Origin of the sequence: Alterirhizorhabdus solaris, assembly GCF_007785815.1 — a bacterium.
In the GTDB taxonomy this organism is placed as follows: domain Bacteria; phylum Pseudomonadota; class Alphaproteobacteria; order Sphingomonadales; family Sphingomonadaceae; genus Alterirhizorhabdus; species Alterirhizorhabdus solaris.
This window is the reverse complement of the sequence record NZ_VNIM01000014.1, coordinates 1-17,747: the sequence shown is the minus strand read 5'-3', so window position 1 is coordinate 17,747 and position 17,747 is coordinate 1. Positions and strand designations below refer to the sequence as shown.

At 69.8% G+C, this 17,747-nt stretch carries 13 protein-coding genes; 5 read left to right on the top strand and 8 right to left on the bottom strand.

Translation table 11 applies throughout. The features are described from left to right. Positions 1-398 precede the first annotated feature (398 nt). The 3 genes from FOY91_RS05400 to FOY91_RS05390 all read right to left on the bottom strand — a co-directional run bounded on the left by FOY91_RS05400 (position 399) and on the right by FOY91_RS05390 (position 5,349). Positions 399-3,596 carry a PAS domain S-box protein gene (locus tag FOY91_RS05400; RefSeq protein ID WP_145148922.1) on the bottom strand — a complete coding sequence of 1,066 codons (3,198 nt, stop codon included), beginning with the start codon at positions 3,594-3,596 and terminating at the stop codon, positions 399-401. 91 nt (positions 3,597-3,687) lie between these two features. Next, positions 3,688-4,578 (bottom strand): glycoside hydrolase family protein, encoded by an 891-nt coding sequence (locus FOY91_RS05395; protein WP_145148920.1) that lies wholly within the window; start codon positions 4,576-4,578, stop codon positions 3,688-3,690. A 3-nt stretch (positions 4,579-4,581) separates the two neighbouring features. Beyond that, entirely contained in the window at positions 4,582-5,349 is a 768-nt protein-coding gene (locus FOY91_RS05390; protein WP_145148918.1) for an SDR family NAD(P)-dependent oxidoreductase, read from the bottom strand. Between the two features lie 183 nt (positions 5,350-5,532). On the opposite strand from FOY91_RS05390, the gene FOY91_RS05385 reads away from it, so the two are divergent. The 3 genes from FOY91_RS05385 (at position 5,533) to FOY91_RS05375 (ending at position 7,706) form a co-directional block, all read left to right on the top strand. Continuing rightward, complete coding sequence (locus FOY91_RS05385; RefSeq protein WP_145148916.1) at positions 5,533-6,042, top strand: ferritin-like domain-containing protein; 510 nt, start codon at positions 5,533-5,535, stop codon at positions 6,040-6,042. A 64-nt stretch (positions 6,043-6,106) separates the two neighbouring features. Next, entirely contained in the window at positions 6,107-7,420 is a 1,314-nt protein-coding gene (locus FOY91_RS05380; RefSeq protein ID WP_238995265.1) for a cation:proton antiporter, read from the top strand. A 106-nt stretch (positions 7,421-7,526) separates the two neighbouring features. Then, on the top strand, positions 7,527-7,706 hold the full coding sequence (locus FOY91_RS05375; RefSeq protein ID WP_145148912.1) for a hypothetical protein: 180 nt from the start codon (positions 7,527-7,529) through the stop codon (positions 7,704-7,706). 31 nt (positions 7,707-7,737) lie between these two features. Here FOY91_RS05375 and FOY91_RS05370 read toward each other — a convergent pair whose 3' ends face one another. Continuing rightward, complete coding sequence (locus FOY91_RS05370; RefSeq protein WP_145148910.1) at positions 7,738-9,105, bottom strand: MFS transporter; 1,368 nt, start codon at positions 9,103-9,105, stop codon at positions 7,738-7,740. A 76-nt stretch (positions 9,106-9,181) separates the two neighbouring features. Further along, a complete protein-coding gene (locus FOY91_RS05365; protein ID WP_145148908.1) occupies positions 9,182-10,078 on the bottom strand; it encodes an alpha/beta hydrolase in 897 nt (298 codons plus the stop codon). A 248-nt stretch (positions 10,079-10,326) separates the two neighbouring features. Between FOY91_RS05365 and FOY91_RS05360 the strand changes: the two genes are divergently transcribed. Both FOY91_RS05360 and FOY91_RS05355 read left to right on the top strand, forming a co-directional pair. After that, positions 10,327-11,151: a transglutaminase-like domain-containing protein gene (locus FOY91_RS05360; protein ID WP_145148907.1), complete on the top strand. Its 825-nt coding sequence runs from the start codon at positions 10,327-10,329 to the stop codon at positions 11,149-11,151. A gap of 337 nt (positions 11,152-11,488) precedes the next feature. Further along, positions 11,489-12,001, top strand: a complete 513-nt coding sequence (locus tag FOY91_RS05355; RefSeq protein ID WP_145148905.1) for a DUF1810 domain-containing protein — start codon at positions 11,489-11,491, stop codon at positions 11,999-12,001. A 128-nt stretch (positions 12,002-12,129) separates the two neighbouring features. On the opposite strand, the gene FOY91_RS05350 is transcribed toward FOY91_RS05355, so the two are convergent. The 3 genes from FOY91_RS05350 to FOY91_RS05340 form a co-directional block, all read right to left on the bottom strand. Next, positions 12,130-12,798, bottom strand: a complete 669-nt coding sequence (locus FOY91_RS05350) for an alpha/beta hydrolase (protein ID WP_145148903.1) — start codon at positions 12,796-12,798, stop codon at positions 12,130-12,132. Positions 12,799-13,132: 334 nt separating this feature from the next. Further along, positions 13,133-14,542, bottom strand: coding sequence for an efflux transporter outer membrane subunit (locus FOY91_RS05345; RefSeq protein WP_145148901.1), 1,410 nt, complete (start codon positions 14,540-14,542; stop codon positions 13,133-13,135). Between the two features lie 5 nt (positions 14,543-14,547). After that, positions 14,548-17,724, bottom strand: a complete 3,177-nt coding sequence (locus FOY91_RS05340) for an efflux RND transporter permease subunit (protein ID WP_145148899.1) — start codon at positions 17,722-17,724, stop codon at positions 14,548-14,550. Positions 17,725-17,747: the final 23 nt, after the last annotated feature.

The following is a 17,747-nucleotide window of genomic DNA, read 5'->3' as shown; positions in this document are numbered from 1 at the left end:
CCGTATCACATGGCGACAGCCACGCGAACAAGCGGCGAGCGCGATGGTTGCCGGGGGAGCGCGATCGACGCGTGGGGAAAGGAATATTCGACTTTGGTCGAACGGGTGCCAATTGCATTAAGAGCAATATGACGAATCAGCGACTTGTCCTATACTGAAACAAGCAGAACAGCCGGCGATCGGGAGAGGGATAGTGGAGATATCGGGCACGGCCCCGCTTTACGCAGAGGTATGCGTCGCACCGAACCCCCGGGGGCTTCTGCTCGCCATCTATATTTCGACGGCACTGTGGGCAGGCCTCGGTCTGGTGATCCGGGCGATCGGCTAGTCGTGCACCTGCTTCGCCGGGTTGCACGGGCACCCGCGCGACCCGGCGAAGCAGGCGATGACGCCCGGCCCTATTCCAGCATCTCGCGGATGCGGGCGGACAGCGCATCGATCGCGAACGGCTTGGTAATCATCTCCATCCCCTCGTCGAGGAAGCCGCCGCGTACCGCCGCTTTTTCGGCATAGCCCGTCACGAACAGCACCGGCAGGTCCGGCCGCCGCTGGCGCGCGATTTCCGCCACCTGCCGCCCGTTCATGCCCGGCAGGCCGACATCGGTGATGAGCAGGTCCAGCCGCGGCATCGTGTCGATCAGCGGCAGCGCCGATGGCCCGTCCGCCGCCTGTTCCACCGCGTAGCCGAGCGACTGGAGCACGTCGATCACGAGCATCCGCACCGCCGGATCGTCTTCCACCACCAGCACGCATTCGCCCGCCTCGGCGCGGCGCAGCGGGGCGGGGCCGTCCTGCGCGATCGCAGCGGCCACCTCGGCGCGCGGCAGGTACAGCTTCACCGTCGTGCCCCGGCCCACCTCGGAATAGATCCGCGCATGGCCGCCGGACTGGCGCGCGAACCCGTAGATCATCGACAGGCCGAGGCCGGTGCCCTGGCCGATCGGCTTGGTGGTGAAGAACGGATCGAACGCCTTGGCGATCACGTCCGGCGCCATGCCGGTGCCGGTGTCCGACACCGAGATCACCACATAGTCGCCCGCGGCGATCTCGTCGGCCAGCAGGGCGACGTAATGCTCGTCCAGCACGGCGTTGTCCGTCTCGATCGTCAGCCGGCCGCCATCGGGCATGGCATCGCGCGCGTTGATCGCCAGGTTCAGCAGCGCGCTCTCCAGCTGGTTGGCATCGGTCCGCGCGGGCCATGCCGCCGTGGTCAGCCGTACCTCCAGCCCCACGCTTTCGCCCAGCGTGCGGCGCAGCAGATCCTCCATCCCCGCGACGAGGCTGTTGACGTCGATCGACTGCACATCGAGCGACTGCCGCCGCGAGAAGGCGAGCAACCGGTCGGTCAGCCCGGCGGCGCGTTGCGCCGAGGTGGTCGCCGCATCCATGTAGCGATCGATGCGATCCTGCCGACCGCCGGCGATGTCGCGCTTCAGCAGATCGAGCGAGCCGATGATGCCGGTGAGCATGTTGTTGAAGTCATGCGCGATGCCGCCGGTCAACTGGCCCACCGCCTCCATCTTCTGCGCCTGCCGCAGCCGGTCCTCGATCGCGCGCTGCTCGGTCAGGTCGCGGCCGACGATGTAGAAGCGGTCGCCCTCCGGCACCGCATCCCACATCAGCGTGCGGTAGCTGCCGTCGGCCGACTGCACGTGATCGACGAACATCTTCACCGTCTCGCCGCGCGCGAGCTGCGCCACCACGCCGGCGGTCGCGGCATGATCGTCGGGATGCACCAGCACGATGAACGGCCGTGCGAGCAGTTCGGCTTCGGTCCAGCCGAGCAGCCGCTGCCACGCCGGATTGACCTCCTTCAGATAGCCGTCCAGCCCGGCGGTCGCCATCAGGTCGCTGGTGGTTTCCCACAGCCGGTCGCGCTCCCCGGTGCGGACCTTCACCTCCTCGGCCAGCCCGATCGCGCGCGATTCAAGCTGGCGCAGCAGCGCGCGCACCTCGGTCTGGTCCAGCATCGCGCCGATCATGCGGGTCGCGCGGCCATGCTCGTCGCGGATCACGAAGCCGCGATCCTGGATGTCGGCATAGCTGCCGTCCGCCTTGAGGAAGCGGTAGTGGTCGGTCCAGTCGCTCGCGGTGCCGTCGATCACGGCGTGGATGCCGTGGCCCACCCGTTCGCGGTCGTCGGGATGGATATGGCCGATCCACCACGCGCCGTCCGGGCCGACGTCTGCCGGGGCATGGCCGTAGGCGTCGGTCAGCGCCTCGTTCCAGATCACCATGTCGGACACGAGATCCCAGTCCCAGATGGCGTCGTTGGTGGCGCGCGAGGCCAGCCGCAGCCGTTCCTCGGTCTGCGCCAGCCGCCTCAGCGTGCGGCGGCTGGCGGTCACGTCCTGCACGGTGCCGATCAGGCGGGTCGGGGTATCGCCCTCGAAGAAGGCCAGGCCGTGCGCGGCGACGTGCCGCTCGATCCCGTCCTCGATCCCGATCGTGCGATACTCCTCATCGAAGGCGCGGGTGCCGGTCGGGTCCAGCGCGGCGGCCACGGCGGCGGCGGCGCTATCCCGGTCGTCCGGGTGCAGCCCGGCGAGGAACGAGGCCTCGTAGGAGACAGGCGCGCCGGGCGGCAGGCCGAACAGTTCGCGGCAGCGATCGTCCCACACCAGCGATCCGGTGCCGGGGCGGAAATCGAACCGGCCCAGCCGCGCCGCGCGGGAGGCCAGCTCCAGCTCCTCGCGGCTCATGGCAAGCGCGACGCGGTTCTCATGCTCGGCGGTGACGTCGCGAAGGCTCTTCACGAAGCCACGATGATCGGCGCCGATCAGCGGCGTGACGGCGCCGTTTGCGTAGAAGCGGGTGCCGTCCTTGCGCAGGTGCCAGCGCTCGTCGGTGGCGCGGCCCTGTTCGCGGGCGATCCGCATCTCCCGCGCCGGGCGATCGATCGCGCGGTCCTCCGGCGTGAAGATGGTCGCCAGCGGCGCGCCGATCATTTCGGTTTCGGTCCAGCCGAAGATGGTCTCGGCGCCCTTGCTCCACGCCATCACGTCGCCCTTCGGGTCGATCGCGATGATCGCGCTGTCGACGGCGCTGTCGATCACGTGGCGGTAATGGCTTTCGGTTTCCTGCCCGGCCAGCACCGCCTCGGCCTCGCCGATCGCGGCCATGCGCGTCTCGATCAGCGCCGTCACCTGCCGGCCGACCAGCGCCAGCCCCGTGCGCTGCCGCTCGCTCAACCCTTCCGGGCGGGCGACCGTGTCGATCGCGCACAGGCTGCCGAGCGCGATGCCGTCCCGCGTGACGAGCGGCGCACCCGCATAGAAGCGCAGATGCGGCGCATCGCGCACCAGCGACATCGCCGCCGTGCGCGGATCGGCGGAGAGATCGGGGATGACGAACAGCCCCTCGCTCTCGATCGCCAGCGAACAGACCGAGGTGTCCCGCGCCGTCTCGCGCACGTCCACGCCGCAGGCCGCCTTGAACCACTGGCGATCCGCATCCACCAGCGACACCAGCGCGATCGGCACGTCGCACAGCAGCTGCACCAGCGCGACGGCATCGTCGAACGGTGGTTCGGGCGCGGTATCGAGGATGCGGTGGCGAAGCAGCCCGGCGAGTCGATCGGATTCGTTGATGGTCATTGGCACCGAACAGTGAGGGTCCGCGCATCGTTACAGGCAAGTCACCGATTGCGCCAGAACGGGCGACCTCCTGCACTGCAATAGCAAGGCCTCAGCCGTAGTAGCGGATCAGCGCGCGGCGCAGGATGCGGTCCTCCAGCGAGTAATACAGCGCGATCCGGTCTCCCTCGATCGTGCATGATCCGGCGAAGGCGATGTCGGTGGCGGCCCGGTCGACCGGCGGCGGCGGCACCAGCATCGGCTCGATCCCCCGGCCCGTCACGCGGGTGAAGCCGGGGTCGAAGCTGATCCAGCCGATCCGCCAGCGCGCATCATGGGTGGCGCCGTTGTAGAACATCACCGGATCGCGCCCTTCGACCTGCACGATCGGGCCGGTCGAGAGGTGCCAGTTGTCCCAGCTGTTCTCGCGGATGCCGAAGGGATCGGGCAGCACCGTCCAGGGGCCTTCCGGGGCGGGGCCGCCGGCCATGCCGATGCGCGAGGCATTGTCGGCGGCATATTCGTAGAACAGGCGCCAGTCACCCGCGCCGGTCTGCGCGAGCGTCGCCTCCTTGATGTTGCCCTCGCCCGGCGGCGCCTTCAGCATCAGCGCCCGCTTCTCCAGCGAGGCGAGGTCCGGCCCGGCGGCCAGGATCAGCGAGCCTTGCGCGCGCGCCGCATCGACGCCGGTGTAATAGACCAGATAGCCGTCGCCGGTCCGCAGCACGGTCGGGTCCTCGCAGCCGCCGGCATCGTCGCCGAAGCGGCCGGGGGTGATGGCGAGGTGATCGTCCAGCGTGAAGCCGAGGCCGTCGTCGCTCGTACCGCAGACGATCAGCCCGGTCGGGTCGTGCGGGCCGAGCGGATCGGGCACGCCGCGCACCAGCATCCGGTACGCATCACCTTCCTTCCAGACAAACGGGCTCATCATGTCCATGCCGTCCAGCATCGAGCCTTCGTCGACGGTCACGTCGTCGAGCCGTTCAACCACATAGGCCGGCATCGGTCAGGCCCCCTGCGCGACGGTGAGCGACAGCGCGCCGTCGATGGTGACGGTGGTGCCGCTGATATAGTCGGCGGCGGGCGACAGCAGGAAGGTCACCAGCGCCGCCACCTCGTCCGGCCGGCCGGCGCGGCCCCACGGGATCGCCTTCTCCTTGGCGGCGCGCTCCGCCGGGTCGTCGAGCGCGGACTGGTTCATCGGCGTCAGGATCATGCCCGGCGCCACGCCGTTCACCGCGATGCCCTGCGGCGCCAGTTCCAGCGCCAGCGTGGCGGTGAGCTGCGAGAGGCCGCCCTTGGCCGAATCATAATCCACCCCGCCGGCGCGCGGCGCCTTCTCGTGGATCGAGGAGATGTTGACGATGCGCCCGCCGCCGCCCGCCTTGGCCAGCGCCTGCACGAACCGGCGGCAGGTGAGGAACGGGCCGTACAGATCGGAGCGCACCACCCGGTCGAACTGCGCCAGCGCCATGTCGGCGATCCGTACGCCGCTCATGTTCAGGCCGGCGGAGTTGACGAGCAGCCGGGCCGGGCCGAACGCCCGTTCCGCCGTGTCGAACAGCCGGGCAACCGCCGCCTCGTCGCCCACGTCGGTCTGCACGGCGACGGCGCGGCTTTCGTCGCCGATCGTGCGGCACACGGCCTGCGCTGCGGCGGCATCGGCGAAATAGGTGATGACGACACGCGCGCCGGCGGCCCCCAGCGCGACGGCACATGCGGCCCCGATGCCGGATTCCCCGCCCGTCACGATCGCCACCCTGTCCTCGAACATTGTTGTCTCCCTCTTCGCCACGCCAAGCGAACGACGCGGCTTCCGGTTGCGTTGCGCCCCGTGTCTGTCCGATTTGTCATGAACCGGCGGGGCGCGGCGGCGGATGGAACATCGCAACCGCCTGTTCGCTCGACGTAAAGTGTCGGCCCGATCACGGTTCCGGTGCAGGCGGGAGCGTCCGAGATGTCCACCCCTGAAGACCTCAAGGAAATCTACATCGACGAGTTGAAGGATCTCTGGTCCGCCAACGACCAGATGAAGCGCCTGCTCAAGAAGATCGCCGGCAAGGCCAGCGACGATCAACTCAAGGAAATGCTGACGAAGTCGCAGGACGGGATCGGCAAGCACACCGATATCCTGAAGGAGCTGATCGCCGGACAGGACGAGAAGGTTTCCAAGGATCATTGCAAGGGCATGGAAGGTCTCGTCACCGAGGCGACCAAGCATGTGCTGGAGGAAGGGCCGGACAAGGGGCCGCTGCTCGATGCGATCATCATCGCGCAATATCAGCGGATGACGCACTACGGCATCGCCGGCTTCGGCACCGCCGCCGCCTACGCCAAGGCGCTGGGCCTGAAGGACGACAACAAGAAGCTGCGCGAGGCGACCAAGGAGATCTACGGCGGCGACGAGTATATGACCAAGCTCGCCGAGACTGCCGTGGTTCTGCACGCCGAAGCCGACGCCGGCTGAACGAACGCCCGCCGGCTGCGGCCGGCGGGCGTTTTCCCGAACATTCGGAAGGATGCGCGACCGGATGTTCGAGGTATCGTCCTATCCCCTTGTCCTGGCGGTGCTGGGCTGCGGGCTGATCGTGGCCTATTGGCTGCCGCGTTTCGTTTCCGGGCGGGAGCCGGCGGCCTCCACGCTGCTGATCGCCGCCGGTGCCGTCGCCAGGAGCCTGTTGCCGGGTCTGGGCGAGGCGATCGACCCCACGGTCCACGCACCCTGGTGGGAGCATGTCAGCGAGTTCGCGCTCATCATTGGGCTGTTCGGCACCGGGCTGCGGATCGACCGGCTGACCACGCTGGACAGCTGGACCCCCACCATCCGGCTGCTCGCGCTGGGCATGCCGCTGTGCATCGCGATCGTGGCGGTGCTGGGCAGCAGCCTGGCGGGCATGACCTTCGTCGGCGCGCTGCTGCTGGGCGCGGTGCTCGCGCCAACCGATCCGGTGCTGGCCGGCGCCGTGCAGGTCGGCCCGCCGCTGGAGGGCGGCGAGCATCCGGTGCGCTACACCCTCACCACCGAGGCGGGGCTGAACGATGGCCTTGCCTTCCCGTTCGTCCATCTGGCGCTGATGATCGGCGCGGCGGGCGTGGTGTCGGGCGATCTGGTGCTGCACTGGTTCGCGCTCGACGTGGTCTATCGCATCGCCGTCGGTGCGCTGGGCGGCATCGCGATCGGCTGGCTGCTCGGCCGCATCCTGTTCGGCTATCCGCGCGGCAATCCGCTGGCGGGCACTAATTCGGGCGTGGTCGCCATCGCCGGCACGCTGGTGTGCTACGGCGTCACCGAATTGCTCGAAGGCTATGGCTTCATCGCCGTGTTCGTGGCGGGCATGACGCTGCGCCGGTCCGAGGCGCGGCACGAGTTTCACCGCACGCTGCACGATTTCACCGAGACGATCGAACATGCGCTGACGGCGGCGCTGCTGATCGCGCTGGGGCTGGTGATCCCCCGGCTGCTGCCCGCGCTCACAGCGGCGCATGTGGTGATCGGCGTGGCGCTGGTCTTCGTGATCCGCCCGCTGGTCGGCTGGCTGGTGCTGTCGCGCACCGCGCTGACGGGGCGGGGGCGGGCGCTGGCGGCGTTCTACGGCGTGCGCGGGATCGGCTCGATCTACTACATCGCCTATGCCGGCGGGCACGTGAAGCTGGTCAACGAGGCCGGGCTGTGGACGGCGGTGGCCTTTGCCATCGTACTGTCCACCATCGTCCACGGGTTGACCGCCGGCATCGCGATCGAGCGCGTGACCGGCGAGAAGCTGGGCACCGGCATCGGCCCCGCGCGCGACGAGGACGGCCCTGGCCCGGCCCCGCGCGAACCGGGGCAGGAGGGGCCGGCATAGTCGCACGATTGCCACAAGGGCTGCCTCATCGCTGAACGCAGCCGAAACAAGTGGCACGCTTCCGCCCCCGGCTCGTTGGGCAGGTCTGTATTATCGGGAGCGACGGATGCAACGCGAGGAGAGGATCGTCGCAGTCGGCCTGCTTACATCGGCCGATCTGAAATTGCTGGGAAGCGGATTCACCCGCGCCTATCCAGTGGACCAGACACCATGTTTCGGCGATCTGCTGCGCGCGATCGACGAGGCGGACCGGGAGTTCGCACGGGGGCACCGGTCCGGCGAGTAAGGACGAAAAGTCTCCCTCGGGCCGTAACCCCCTACAGTCTTTCCGCCACCTCCGCCGGCACCCGCCCCACAGGCGCGACGTGGGCAAGGCTGCACAGCCCGGCGAGCAACGCCAGCCCAGCGCCGATCAACGGCGGCAGCGGCCCTGAACCGAGCCCGTGGGACAGCAGCGCCGCCACCAGCGTGGCGCCCATCGTCTGTGCGATCAGCCGGTTGGTCGCCACCATGCCGCCGGCCGAGGCGGCACGCTCGATCGGTGCGGCGCCGATCACCAGCCGGGCATTGGGCGACAGGAACAGGCCGTAGCCCATGCCGCACAGCACCATCCGCCACGCGATGTCGAAGAAGTCCGGGTGGGCGGGCAGAAAGGCGATCAGCACCAGTGCCGTGGTGGCGATGGCCATGCCGATCGCCCCCATCGCCCGGGGGGGATAGCGATCCGAGAGCGCGCCCGCGATCGGGGCCACCACCATCATCGTCAGTGGCCACGGCGCCAGCACCGCCCCCACCGCCCCCGGTGAAAAGCCGTATTGCTGCTGCAGGCGGAACGGCAGCGACAGCATCAGCAGCATCGAGCCGAGCGAGGCGGCGAAAGACCCCGCCAGCGACAGCGCCAGCGCCGGCTGGGCGAGCAGATCGACCGGGATGATCGGGCGCGGCTCGCCAAGCTCGCGTCGCACGAACACCACGCCGATCGCCAGCCCGGCCACCACGATCGCGGCCGAGACGACCGGCGAATCGCCATGCACGGCGGTTTCCAGTCCGGCGATGGTGAGGCCGAGGGTGGCGGCGCACAGCACCGCGCCCAGCACGTCGAACGGGTCGCTGCGCGGGCTGGCCGCCGGCAGGTTGCGGCCGAACAGCAGGGACAGCGCCGCGAACGGCACCGCCGAGGCGAACACCCACGGCCACGGCGCCAGCCCCAGCACCACCCCGCCGATGGTGGGCGCCAGCGCGCTGGCGGAGGTGACGACCAGCGTGTTGAGGCTGAGACCGCGCCCGAGCTGGGATTGCGGGTAGATCTGCCGCACCAGCCCCGGCGACACGCTGAGCGCCGCCGCCGCCCCCAGCGCCTGCGCCGCGCGCACCACCAGCAGGAACGGGAGGCTCTTGGCGAAGAAGCACAGCACCGTGGCGACCGTGAACAGCGCCAGCCCGCCCTGGTACAGCCGGCGCAGGCCGAAGCGTTCGCCGAGATTCGAGAAGGGCAGCAGCGTCATCACCAGCACCAGCTGATAGACGGTGACGACCAGCAGCACCGACGAGGCCGGCACCGCCAGCGCCCGCGCGATCGACGGCAGCGCGACCGTGGCGATCGAACTGTCCATCGTCACCAGCGCATTGCCGGCCGAAACGGCGAGGATCGCAAGGTAGCGGCGGGGGAGGGGCAGGCCTGTCATCCCGCCCGTCAGACACCGTGAGCCGGCGGATCGCAAGCCGATCCTGACGTTTGCCGCGCGGATCGCGCGCGCCGCCTTACAACAGGGCGAGATGCGCCCTGAAGAAGGCGATGCTCTCCCCCAGCACCGGCGCGCGCCGGCGGAACGGCTTGGCGATCGCCATCACGAGGTCGTTATGGCGCCGCCCCGGATACTGCCGCAGCACGGTGGTGGTGCTGCCCGCCGCCCGCTGATGCGCGGCGAGCGACAGGGCGTTTTCCGGGTGCACCTCGATATCGGCAGTGCCCGTCGCCAGCCACAGCGGCGGCGCGTCGCGGCGGGCGAAGGTGATCGGCTGCGTCTGGCGCGGATCGGGCGCCCGGCCCATCGCCACCTGCGCGCGCGGGGAGGTGAAGGGGTGGAAATCATAGGGGCCGGCCAGCCCCGCCGCCGCGCGCACCACCCCGGGATCGACCCCGGCGGCGGCCAGATAGCGCCGGTCCAGCGCCAGCATCACCGCGATGTAGGCGCCCGCCGAATGACCGGCCAGCACGATGCGCGCCGGGTCGCCATCGAAACGGGCGATGGTGTCGTGCGTCCAGCGCACCGCCGCCGCGCCATCCTCCACGAAGGCGGGGAAGTGGACGCCGGGCACCTTGCGATAATCGGGCAGCACCACCACGAAGCCGCGCGCCGCATAGGCGCGGGCGACGAAGGCATAGTCGCGCCGCCGCCCCGACGCCCACGCGCCGCCGTAATAGAAGATCAGTACCGGCTTCGGCGCGCCGCCGGTGCCGGCCGCCCACACGTCCAGCGCGATGCCGTCGGCGAAGGGCACGGCGGTGGCGACGCGGCGGACGCCGCCATCGCCCGGTACCAGATCGTTGAGCGCATTCAGCGCCAGCGGCGGCGACCGGCGGTACAGCCCACCCAGGAGCGCCGCCGCCCCGATCGGAAGCGCCGCCAGCCCGAGCGTGATCGTCCTGCCCTTCATCCGGATGCCTCCGCCGTCGATGCGCCCGCATGGCCCGGCGGCGCGGTACGGGCAAGCCGGCAGGATAAGCGCCGGAACGGCGGTATTGGCCGGCGACCGCCATCGCCAAGATGGCCACGATCCTGTAGGGGGATGAGGCCGGCGATGCCCGAGGGGCGGTCGCGGCTGCCCGTCATGCCCGCCGCGACGATAACGGCAACGGCCGCGCGCCGATTGCCATGCTTCCACCGCATCGAGGAGATCAGCCGTTGTTGATCCGGGCCGGCTACGACATCAGTTTCGAAACGACGCAACCCGTGCCGATGCTGGCGAACCTCAGCATCCACTCCTCGCGCAACAAGGACCTGCGCACGGCGCAGCGGATCATGTCGGTGCCGGATGTGCCGCTGTATGATTATGTCGATTCGTTCGGCAACGTGTGCACCCGGCTGACGATCCCGGCGGGCGGCATCACCATCTCCACCGGCTTCGTGATCGAGGATCCGTTCGAGCCGGACGCGGTGGTGCCGGATGCGCAGCAGGTGCCGATCGAGAAGCTGCCCGACGACGTGCTGATGTATCTGCTCGGCAGCCGTTATTGCGAGACGGACCGGCTGTCGGACGTCGCCTGGTCGCTGTTCGGCGGCACCACGCCGGGGTGGGGCCGGGTGCAGGCGATCGTCAGCTACGTGCACGAGCGGATTGGCTTCAACTACGCCACCGCGCGCCCGACGCGGACCGCGTGGGACGCGCACGAGGAACGCGCCGGCGTGTGCCGCGATTATGCGCATCTGGCCGTCACGCTGTGTCGCTGCATGAACATCCCGGCGCGCTACTGCACCGGCTACATGGGCGATATGGATCTGCCGGCCGTCGTCGGCGACATGGAATTCTCGGCATGGTTCGAGGCGTATCTGGACGGGCGCTGGTACACTTTCGACGCGCGCCACAACTATCCCCGGCGCGGGCGCATCCTGATGGCGCGCGGGCGTGACGCCACCGACGTGGCGCTCACCAACACGTTCGGCCCGGCGTGGCTCGCCCGCTTCCAGGTCTATACCGACGAGGACCGGCTCGGCCAGATCACCGCCTGACCCGGCGGTTCGGCATGAGCGGGCGGGCTGCGGCCCGACCCGCTTGTGCCGATACCGTTTCCGCCCGCACGGAGGACATTGATCCATCGCCGGCGGATGTTTCCGGCCGACCGATATCCGCCCGGCGTAGCGGATCGCATCTCTCCGGGGCGCGCGGTCAGGGTATGCCGGCATCGATCCGTCGCGGCTGTCGGCCGGGTTTCGGCTTTGCCCGGCGGCTGCCGGCTCGCACGCCCGTCCCCGCTGGCATCCATCGCGCCCGGATTGACATGTTCCCGCCTTGTTCTAGAGATGTCGGCTTCGATGCCGATATCTGTTCGGGACGTGCGTCGGCGCCATGCGCCGGCCGATTGGGGTGGAGTGGCGGGTGACGGGCGAGGCGGCGCGGGGCGAGGAGGTGCAGGGCGACGGGACCAGCGGCGTCGCCGATCGTCACGATCTCGATCGTTTCGTCACTGCGCAGGCGGGCAGCTACGCGACCGCGCTGAACGAGATCCGCCGGGGCGCCAAGCGCAGCCACTGGATGTGGTACGTCTTTCCGCAGATCGCCGGCCTCGGCCACAGCGCGATGGCGCAACTCTATGCGATCGCGTCGCTCGACGAGGCATGCGCCTACCTCGACCATCCGGTGCTCGGCGCGCGTTACCGCGAATGCGTGGCGGCGTTGCAGGATCTCGACTGTGCCGACCCGGTGATCGTGTTCGGCGAGATCGATGCGGCAAAGCTGCGCTCCTCGCTTACCCTGTTCCACGCCGCACGCGGCGAGCGATTGTTCGAGGCTGCGCTGCAACGCTGGTTCGGCGGCATGGCGGATACGGCCACGCTCGCCCGGATCGGCCACGCCGGCTGACGCATCGCCGGCCTCCGCGGTGGAGGATGGCGAGGCGGCGAGGCGCCGGTGGGACCCAACTCCCCCTTCCGGCCGCAACCGCCCGTTCCTGACGTCCGCCTGCGGATGCACCCCGACGATGCAAGATATCAGGCGACGGGCGGAGCCAGCACCCGGGCAAGGAACCGTTCGCCCGCGCGCAGGCCGTCCATGTCGACGCTATGCTCCAGCCCCCGGCTCAGATGATCGGAGACGGCGAAGCCCGACCGATGCATTTCGCGCTTCGCCTCGTGGAAGCCGGCAACGGGCACGACCGGATCGGCATCGCCGTGGATCAGCAGAACCGGCGGCTTGCTGCGCACACCGCCCGCGAACCCGGCCGGATCGGCAAGCATCCCCGAATAGCCGACGATCCCCGCCAGCGCCCTTTGACGGCGCGGGCCGACGTGCAGCGCCATCATCGTACCCTGGCTGAACCCGACCAGCGCGAGGCGGTCGTCCGTCAGGCCATGATCCGCAAGCAGGGCATCGAGGTAGGCGTCCAGCACCGGGGCGGCGCGCGCGGCGCCGGCGGCCAGCGCCGCGCGATCGAACGAGGCGAGCCCCCACCACTGGAAGCCGCCGGGCATCCCCGGCACCCGTTCCGGTGCGTTCGGAGCGACGAACAGGGTGTCCTTCAGCGCGCCGCGCCAGTGCGGCGCCAGCCCGATCAGGTCCGCCCCATTCGATCCGTAGCCGTGCAGCAGCACGACGATCTGTTTTGGCGTGCCGCCGGAGGCGGGGGCGAGGCGGGGGCCGTCGAGAAGGGGTGCGCTCATCGATACTCGCTGGAAGAAAAGGTCAGGCCGGATATAGCATCGCTTCCCCGCTTTATAACCCGGCGGGCGCATGTCGCACGCGACGGTCTGTCGCCATGGACGACCGGGAAGGGAGCCATGGCCGGACAGGCGAACCTCCCGCCAGGCGTCATTGTGTCGCGTAATGGGCCGCCGGCAACATCGGCGTGGATCGAGGCGGCATGCCAGAAGGTGCGATGTCGATATCGGCAACGGGCAGGCGCGGATATCCGGGCGACGTCGAGACGAGGTGGTCTCTCGATCGCGCCCGGGGTATGGATTGGCCTTGCCCGTTCGCGGGATGGCCGCATCGCGATCAGCTGCCGCCCGCCGTCTGCCAGCCGCCGCCGAGCGCGCGGAACAGATCGACCTGCGCGGCGGCGATGCGCGCGTCGGCCGTCGCCAGATCCGCATCGGCATCGGCGAAGGTGCGTTCGGCATCCAGCACCGTCAGGAAATCGATCTGCCCCTCGCGCTGGCGGGCGCGGGTGATGCGCGCGGTGACGGCGGCATTGTCCCGCGCGGATTGAAGCTGCGTGCGGCGGTCGATCTCGCGCGCGTAGTTCGACAGCGCGGTCTCGGTTTCCTCCAGCGCGGTCAGGATGCTGCCGTCGAAGTCGGCGAGCGCGCCGCGCGTATCCGCTTCCGCCCCGGCGATGCGCGCGCGCGCGGCGGACTGGTTCAGCGTCCAGTTGAGCAGCGGCCCGAGCAGCCAGCGGAACGGCCCGCCGGTGAAGATGTCGCCCGCGTCGATCGCGGTGGAGCCGATCGAGCCGCCGAGGCTGATCTGCGGATAGAGCTGGGACGTCGCCACGCCGATCCGCGCGGTGGTGGCGGCGAGGCGCCGCTCGGCCGCGCGCACGTCGGGCCGGCGCGTCAGCAGCGCGGCGCCGTCGCCGATCGGGATCGGCTGGTCCAGCCGGGGCGTGGTGGTGCGCGCACCCGCGGCGGCGGGCAGATCGCGCGGGGTGCGGCCGGTAAGCGTGGCGAGGCGGAACAGCGCCGCCTGCCGTTCCGCGGCGATGGCCGGCACCAGCGCGGCGCGCTGATCGCGCAATGCGGCGATGCGTGACGAATCAAGTTTGGTCGCGCGTCCGGCCTCCACGCGCTTCACCGTCAGGTCGGTCGATCGCGCCAGCAACGCCACGATCCGCTGGGCGACCGCCAGTCGCTCGGCGGCCGAGGCGGCATCGACATAGGCGCGCGTGGTGGCCGCCACGATGGAGACGCGGACGGCGTCGGCATCGGCGCGTGCCGCGCCAACGTCGCCGCGCGCCGCCTCCACGTTGCGGCGGACGCGGCCGGCGAGATCGACCTCGTAGCTGACGTTCAGGCCCACGTCGTAGGTCGCCCGTTCTCGATCGAAACCGGGCAGCGACTGGAGCTGCGAGGCGCGGCCATATTGCGCGCTGCCGCCCAGCCCCACTTGCGGCTCCCGATCGGTCTTCGCGCCGCGCAGCGCGGCCTGCGCCGCCTCCAGCCGGGCGACGGCCACGCGCACGTCGGTATTGGCGGCCAGGGCATCGGCGACGAGGCCGTCCAGCACCGGATCGCGATACATCCGCCACCACTCGATCGACGTGGCGGTCGCGGTGGTGGCCGGGTTGGCGGTGATGAAATCGGCCGTCGCCGGCGGCGGCGCTGTCGGGGCGACATAATCCGGTCCGGCGGCGCAGGCCGAGAGCGCGAGGGCGGAAAGGCTGGCGAGGAGGGCGTTTCGCATCATCGTTCCTATTCGGCCGGCTGGAGCGCGGGCGCGGGCGCGGCCGGGCGGCGACGCTCGAACCGTTGCGCCAGCGCGCGGGCGACCACGTAGAAGGTGGGGGTGAACAGCAGGCCGAAGCCGGTCACGCCGATCATCCCGAAGAACACCGCCGTGCCCAGCGCCTGCCGCAGCTCGGCACCCGCGCCGGTGGCGATCACCAGCGGCACCGCGCCGAGGATGAAGGCGAAGCTCGTCATCAGGATCGGCCGCAGCCGGTCCTTCGCGGCGCGCACCGCCGCCTCCACCGGCGAAAGGCCGTCGCGTTCCTCCGCCTGCTTGGCGAACTCCACCACCAGGATGGCGTTCTTGGCGGCCAGCGCGATCAGCACCACGAGGCCGATCTGGGTGAGGACGTTGTTGTCCATTCCCCGCAGGTTCACCCCCGCCATGGCGGCGAGCAGGCACATCGGCACGATCAGGATGATCGCCAGCGGCAGCGTGAGGCTTTCATATTGTGCGGCGAGCACGAGGAAGACGAACAGCACCGCCATGCCGAACACGACCGCCGCCGTGCTGCCGGCCGCCTTCTGCTGGAACGCCATCGTCGTCCATTCGTGGGTGTAGCCGGCGGGCAGGTCGGCATCCGCCAGCTTCTCCATCGCCACCAGCGACTGGCCCGAGGAGAAGCCGGGTGCGGTATCCCCCTGCACCTCCACCGCCGGGAACAGGTTGTAGCGCGTCACGCGATACGGCCCGGTCTTGTCGGTGAAGGTGGAGACGGTGCCCAGCGGTACCATCGCGCCGGAATTGGAACGGGTCTTGAGGTTGGCGATATCGGCGGTGGTGTTGCGGAACGGCGCGTCGGCCTGTGCCGTCACGCGGTAGGTGCGGCCGAGCAGGTTGAAATCGTTGACGAAGGCCGAGCCGAGATAGACCTGCAACGCCTCGAACACGCGCTCCGGCGGCACGCCGAGCAGATTGGCCTTGGCGCGATCGACATCGGCGAACACGCGCGGCGTGGCCGTCTCGAAGAAGGTGAAGACCTGCGCCAGCCCCTTCGTGCCGTTCGCCTTGCCGATCAGCCCGCCTGCTGCCTTCTCCATCTCGCGGTAGCCGTGGTTGCCCTCGTCCTTCACCATCATGCTGTAGCCGCCGGCCGAGCCGAGCCCCTGGATCAGCGGCGGTGGCAGGACGAACAGGCGCGCCTCGTCGATGTCGGCGGTGGCCTTGCGCGCGGCATCCATGATGCCGGCATAGGTGACGCCCAGCTCGGCCCGCTCCTCGAAGCTCTTCAGCGGGATGTAGGCGGCGGCCGAGTTGGGCGCGAGCGTCTGCGACGGGCCGTCGAACCCGGCGAGCATCACCGCGCCCTTCACCCCGGCCAGCGGCAGGATGCGCTGCACCACCTTCCGCATCACCGCATCGGTGCGCGCCAGCGAGGCGCCGGGCGGCAACTGGATGGCGGTGAGGAAATAGCCCTGATCCTGCGCCGGCACGAAGCCGGTGGGGGTGGCGGCGAACACGATGCCGGTCACGGCGATCAGCGCGGCATAAGCGGTCATCATGCGCTTCGGCATCGCCACCAGCCGCAGCGTCAGGCGGGCATAGCCGTCGCTCAGGTGCTCGAACCCGCGGTTGAAGCGATCACCGGCACCCCGCACGAAGCGGGTCAGGCGGTTGCCGTCGCCGGCAGGGGCGGTCGGGCGCAGCAGCAGCACCGCCAGCGCCGGCGACAGGGTGAGCGACAGCAGCAGCGAGATGATCGTCGCGGTGGAGATGGTGACGGCGAACTGGCGGTAGAACGCGCCGGAAAGCCCGCCGAGGAACAATGTGGGGATGAACACCGCGCACAACACCAGCACGATCGCCACCAGCGCGCCCGACACCTCGTCCATCGAGGTGCGCGCCGCCTCCAGCGGGGTCTGGCCATGTTCCAGGTTGCGCTCGACGTTTTCCACCACGACGATCGCGTCGTCCACCACGATGCCGATCGCCAGCACCAGCCCGAACAGCGACAGGTTGTTGAGCGAATAGCCCGCCGCCGCCAGCACCGCGAAGGTGCCGATCAGCGAGACGGGAATGGCCACGATCGGGATGATCGCCGCGCGCCATTTCTGGAGGAACCCCAGGATCACCAGCACCACGAGGATCATCGCCTCGAACAGGGTGTGCTTCACCGCCTCGATCGACTGCGCGATGAACTCGGTGGGATTGTAGATGACGCGATATTCGAGGCCCTTGGGGAACCGCTTCGACATCGTCTCCATCTCGGCCGAAACGGCGTGGGCGGCGGCCAGCGCGTTGGAGCCGGGGCGCTGGAACACGGCGGCGACCACGGTGTCGTCACCGCTCAGATAGGTGTTGGCGCCGTAATCCTGCGCGCCAAGCTCCACCCGCGCCACATCGGACACGCGGACCTGCCGGCCGGCGGCATCGGTGCGGATCACCACGTCGGCGAACTGCCTCGGATCGGTCAGCCGCCCCTGCGTCTCCACGTTGAGCTGGAAGGCGGCGCCTGCCCCGTACGGCGGCTGGCCCAGCGTGCCGGCGGCGACCTGCACGTTCTGCGCGCGCAAGGCCGCCACGATCTCGCCCGCCGTCAGGTCGAGTGCGGCGGCGCGGCCGGGATCGATCCACACGCGCATCGAATAGTCGCGCGCGCCGAACAGCCGCACGTCGCCCACGCCCTCGATACGGGCCAGCCGGTCGCGCACCTGGGTGAGCGCGTAGTTGGAGATGTAGCCGCGATCGAGCGAGTGATCGGGCGAGATGAGGTTCACCACCATCAGGAAGTCGGGCGAGGTCTTGCGCGTCACGACGCCCAGCCGCTGCACCTCCTCCGGCAGACGCGGCGTGGCGACGGCGACGCGGTTCTGCACCAGCACCTGCGCGGCATCCAGATCGGTGCCGATGCGGAAGGTGACGGTGATCGTCACGTTGCCGTCGCCGGTCGACTGCGACGACTGGTAGAGCATGTTGTCGACGCCGTTGATCTCCTGCTCGATCGGCGCGGCGACGGTTTCGGCCACCGTCTCGGCCGAGGCGCCGGGGTAGGCGGCGCTCACGGTGACGGTGGGCGGCACGATATCGGGATATTGCGATACCGGCAGCGCCAGATAGGCGATCGCGCCGACGATGGTGATCATCACCGCGATGACGGCGGCGAAGATCGGCCGGGTGATGAAGAAGCGCGAGAAGCGCATGATGGTCGTCCTCGGACAGGAGG

Coding starts and splice junctions, on each gene's coding strand:
- FOY91_RS05400 (WP_145148922.1), bottom strand. CDS start 3,596: ATGACCATCAACGAATCCGATCGACTCGCCGGGCTGCTTCGCCACCGC.
- FOY91_RS05395 (WP_145148920.1), bottom strand. CDS start 4,578: ATGCCGGCCTATGTGGTTGAACGGCTCGACGACGTGACCGTCGACGAA.
- FOY91_RS05390 (WP_145148918.1), bottom strand. CDS start 5,349: ATGTTCGAGGACAGGGTGGCGATCGTGACGGGCGGGGAATCCGGCATC.
- FOY91_RS05385 (WP_145148916.1), top strand. CDS start 5,533: ATGTCCACCCCTGAAGACCTCAAGGAAATCTACATCGACGAGTTGAAG.
- FOY91_RS05380 (WP_238995265.1), top strand. CDS start 6,107: ATGTTCGAGGTATCGTCCTATCCCCTTGTCCTGGCGGTGCTGGGCTGC.
- FOY91_RS05375 (WP_145148912.1), top strand. CDS start 7,527: ATGCAACGCGAGGAGAGGATCGTCGCAGTCGGCCTGCTTACATCGGCC.
- FOY91_RS05370 (WP_145148910.1), bottom strand. CDS start 9,105: ATGACAGGCCTGCCCCTCCCCCGCCGCTACCTTGCGATCCTCGCCGTT.
- FOY91_RS05365 (WP_145148908.1), bottom strand. CDS start 10,078: ATGAAGGGCAGGACGATCACGCTCGGGCTGGCGGCGCTTCCGATCGGG.
- FOY91_RS05355 (WP_145148905.1), top strand. CDS start 11,489: ATGCGCCGGCCGATTGGGGTGGAGTGGCGGGTGACGGGCGAGGCGGCG.
- FOY91_RS05350 (WP_145148903.1), bottom strand. CDS start 12,798: ATGAGCGCACCCCTTCTCGACGGCCCCCGCCTCGCCCCCGCCTCCGGC.
- FOY91_RS05345 (WP_145148901.1), bottom strand. CDS start 14,542: ATGATGCGAAACGCCCTCCTCGCCAGCCTTTCCGCCCTCGCGCTCTCG.
- FOY91_RS05340 (WP_145148899.1), bottom strand. CDS start 17,724: ATGCGCTTCTCGCGCTTCTTCATCACCCGGCCGATCTTCGCCGCCGTC.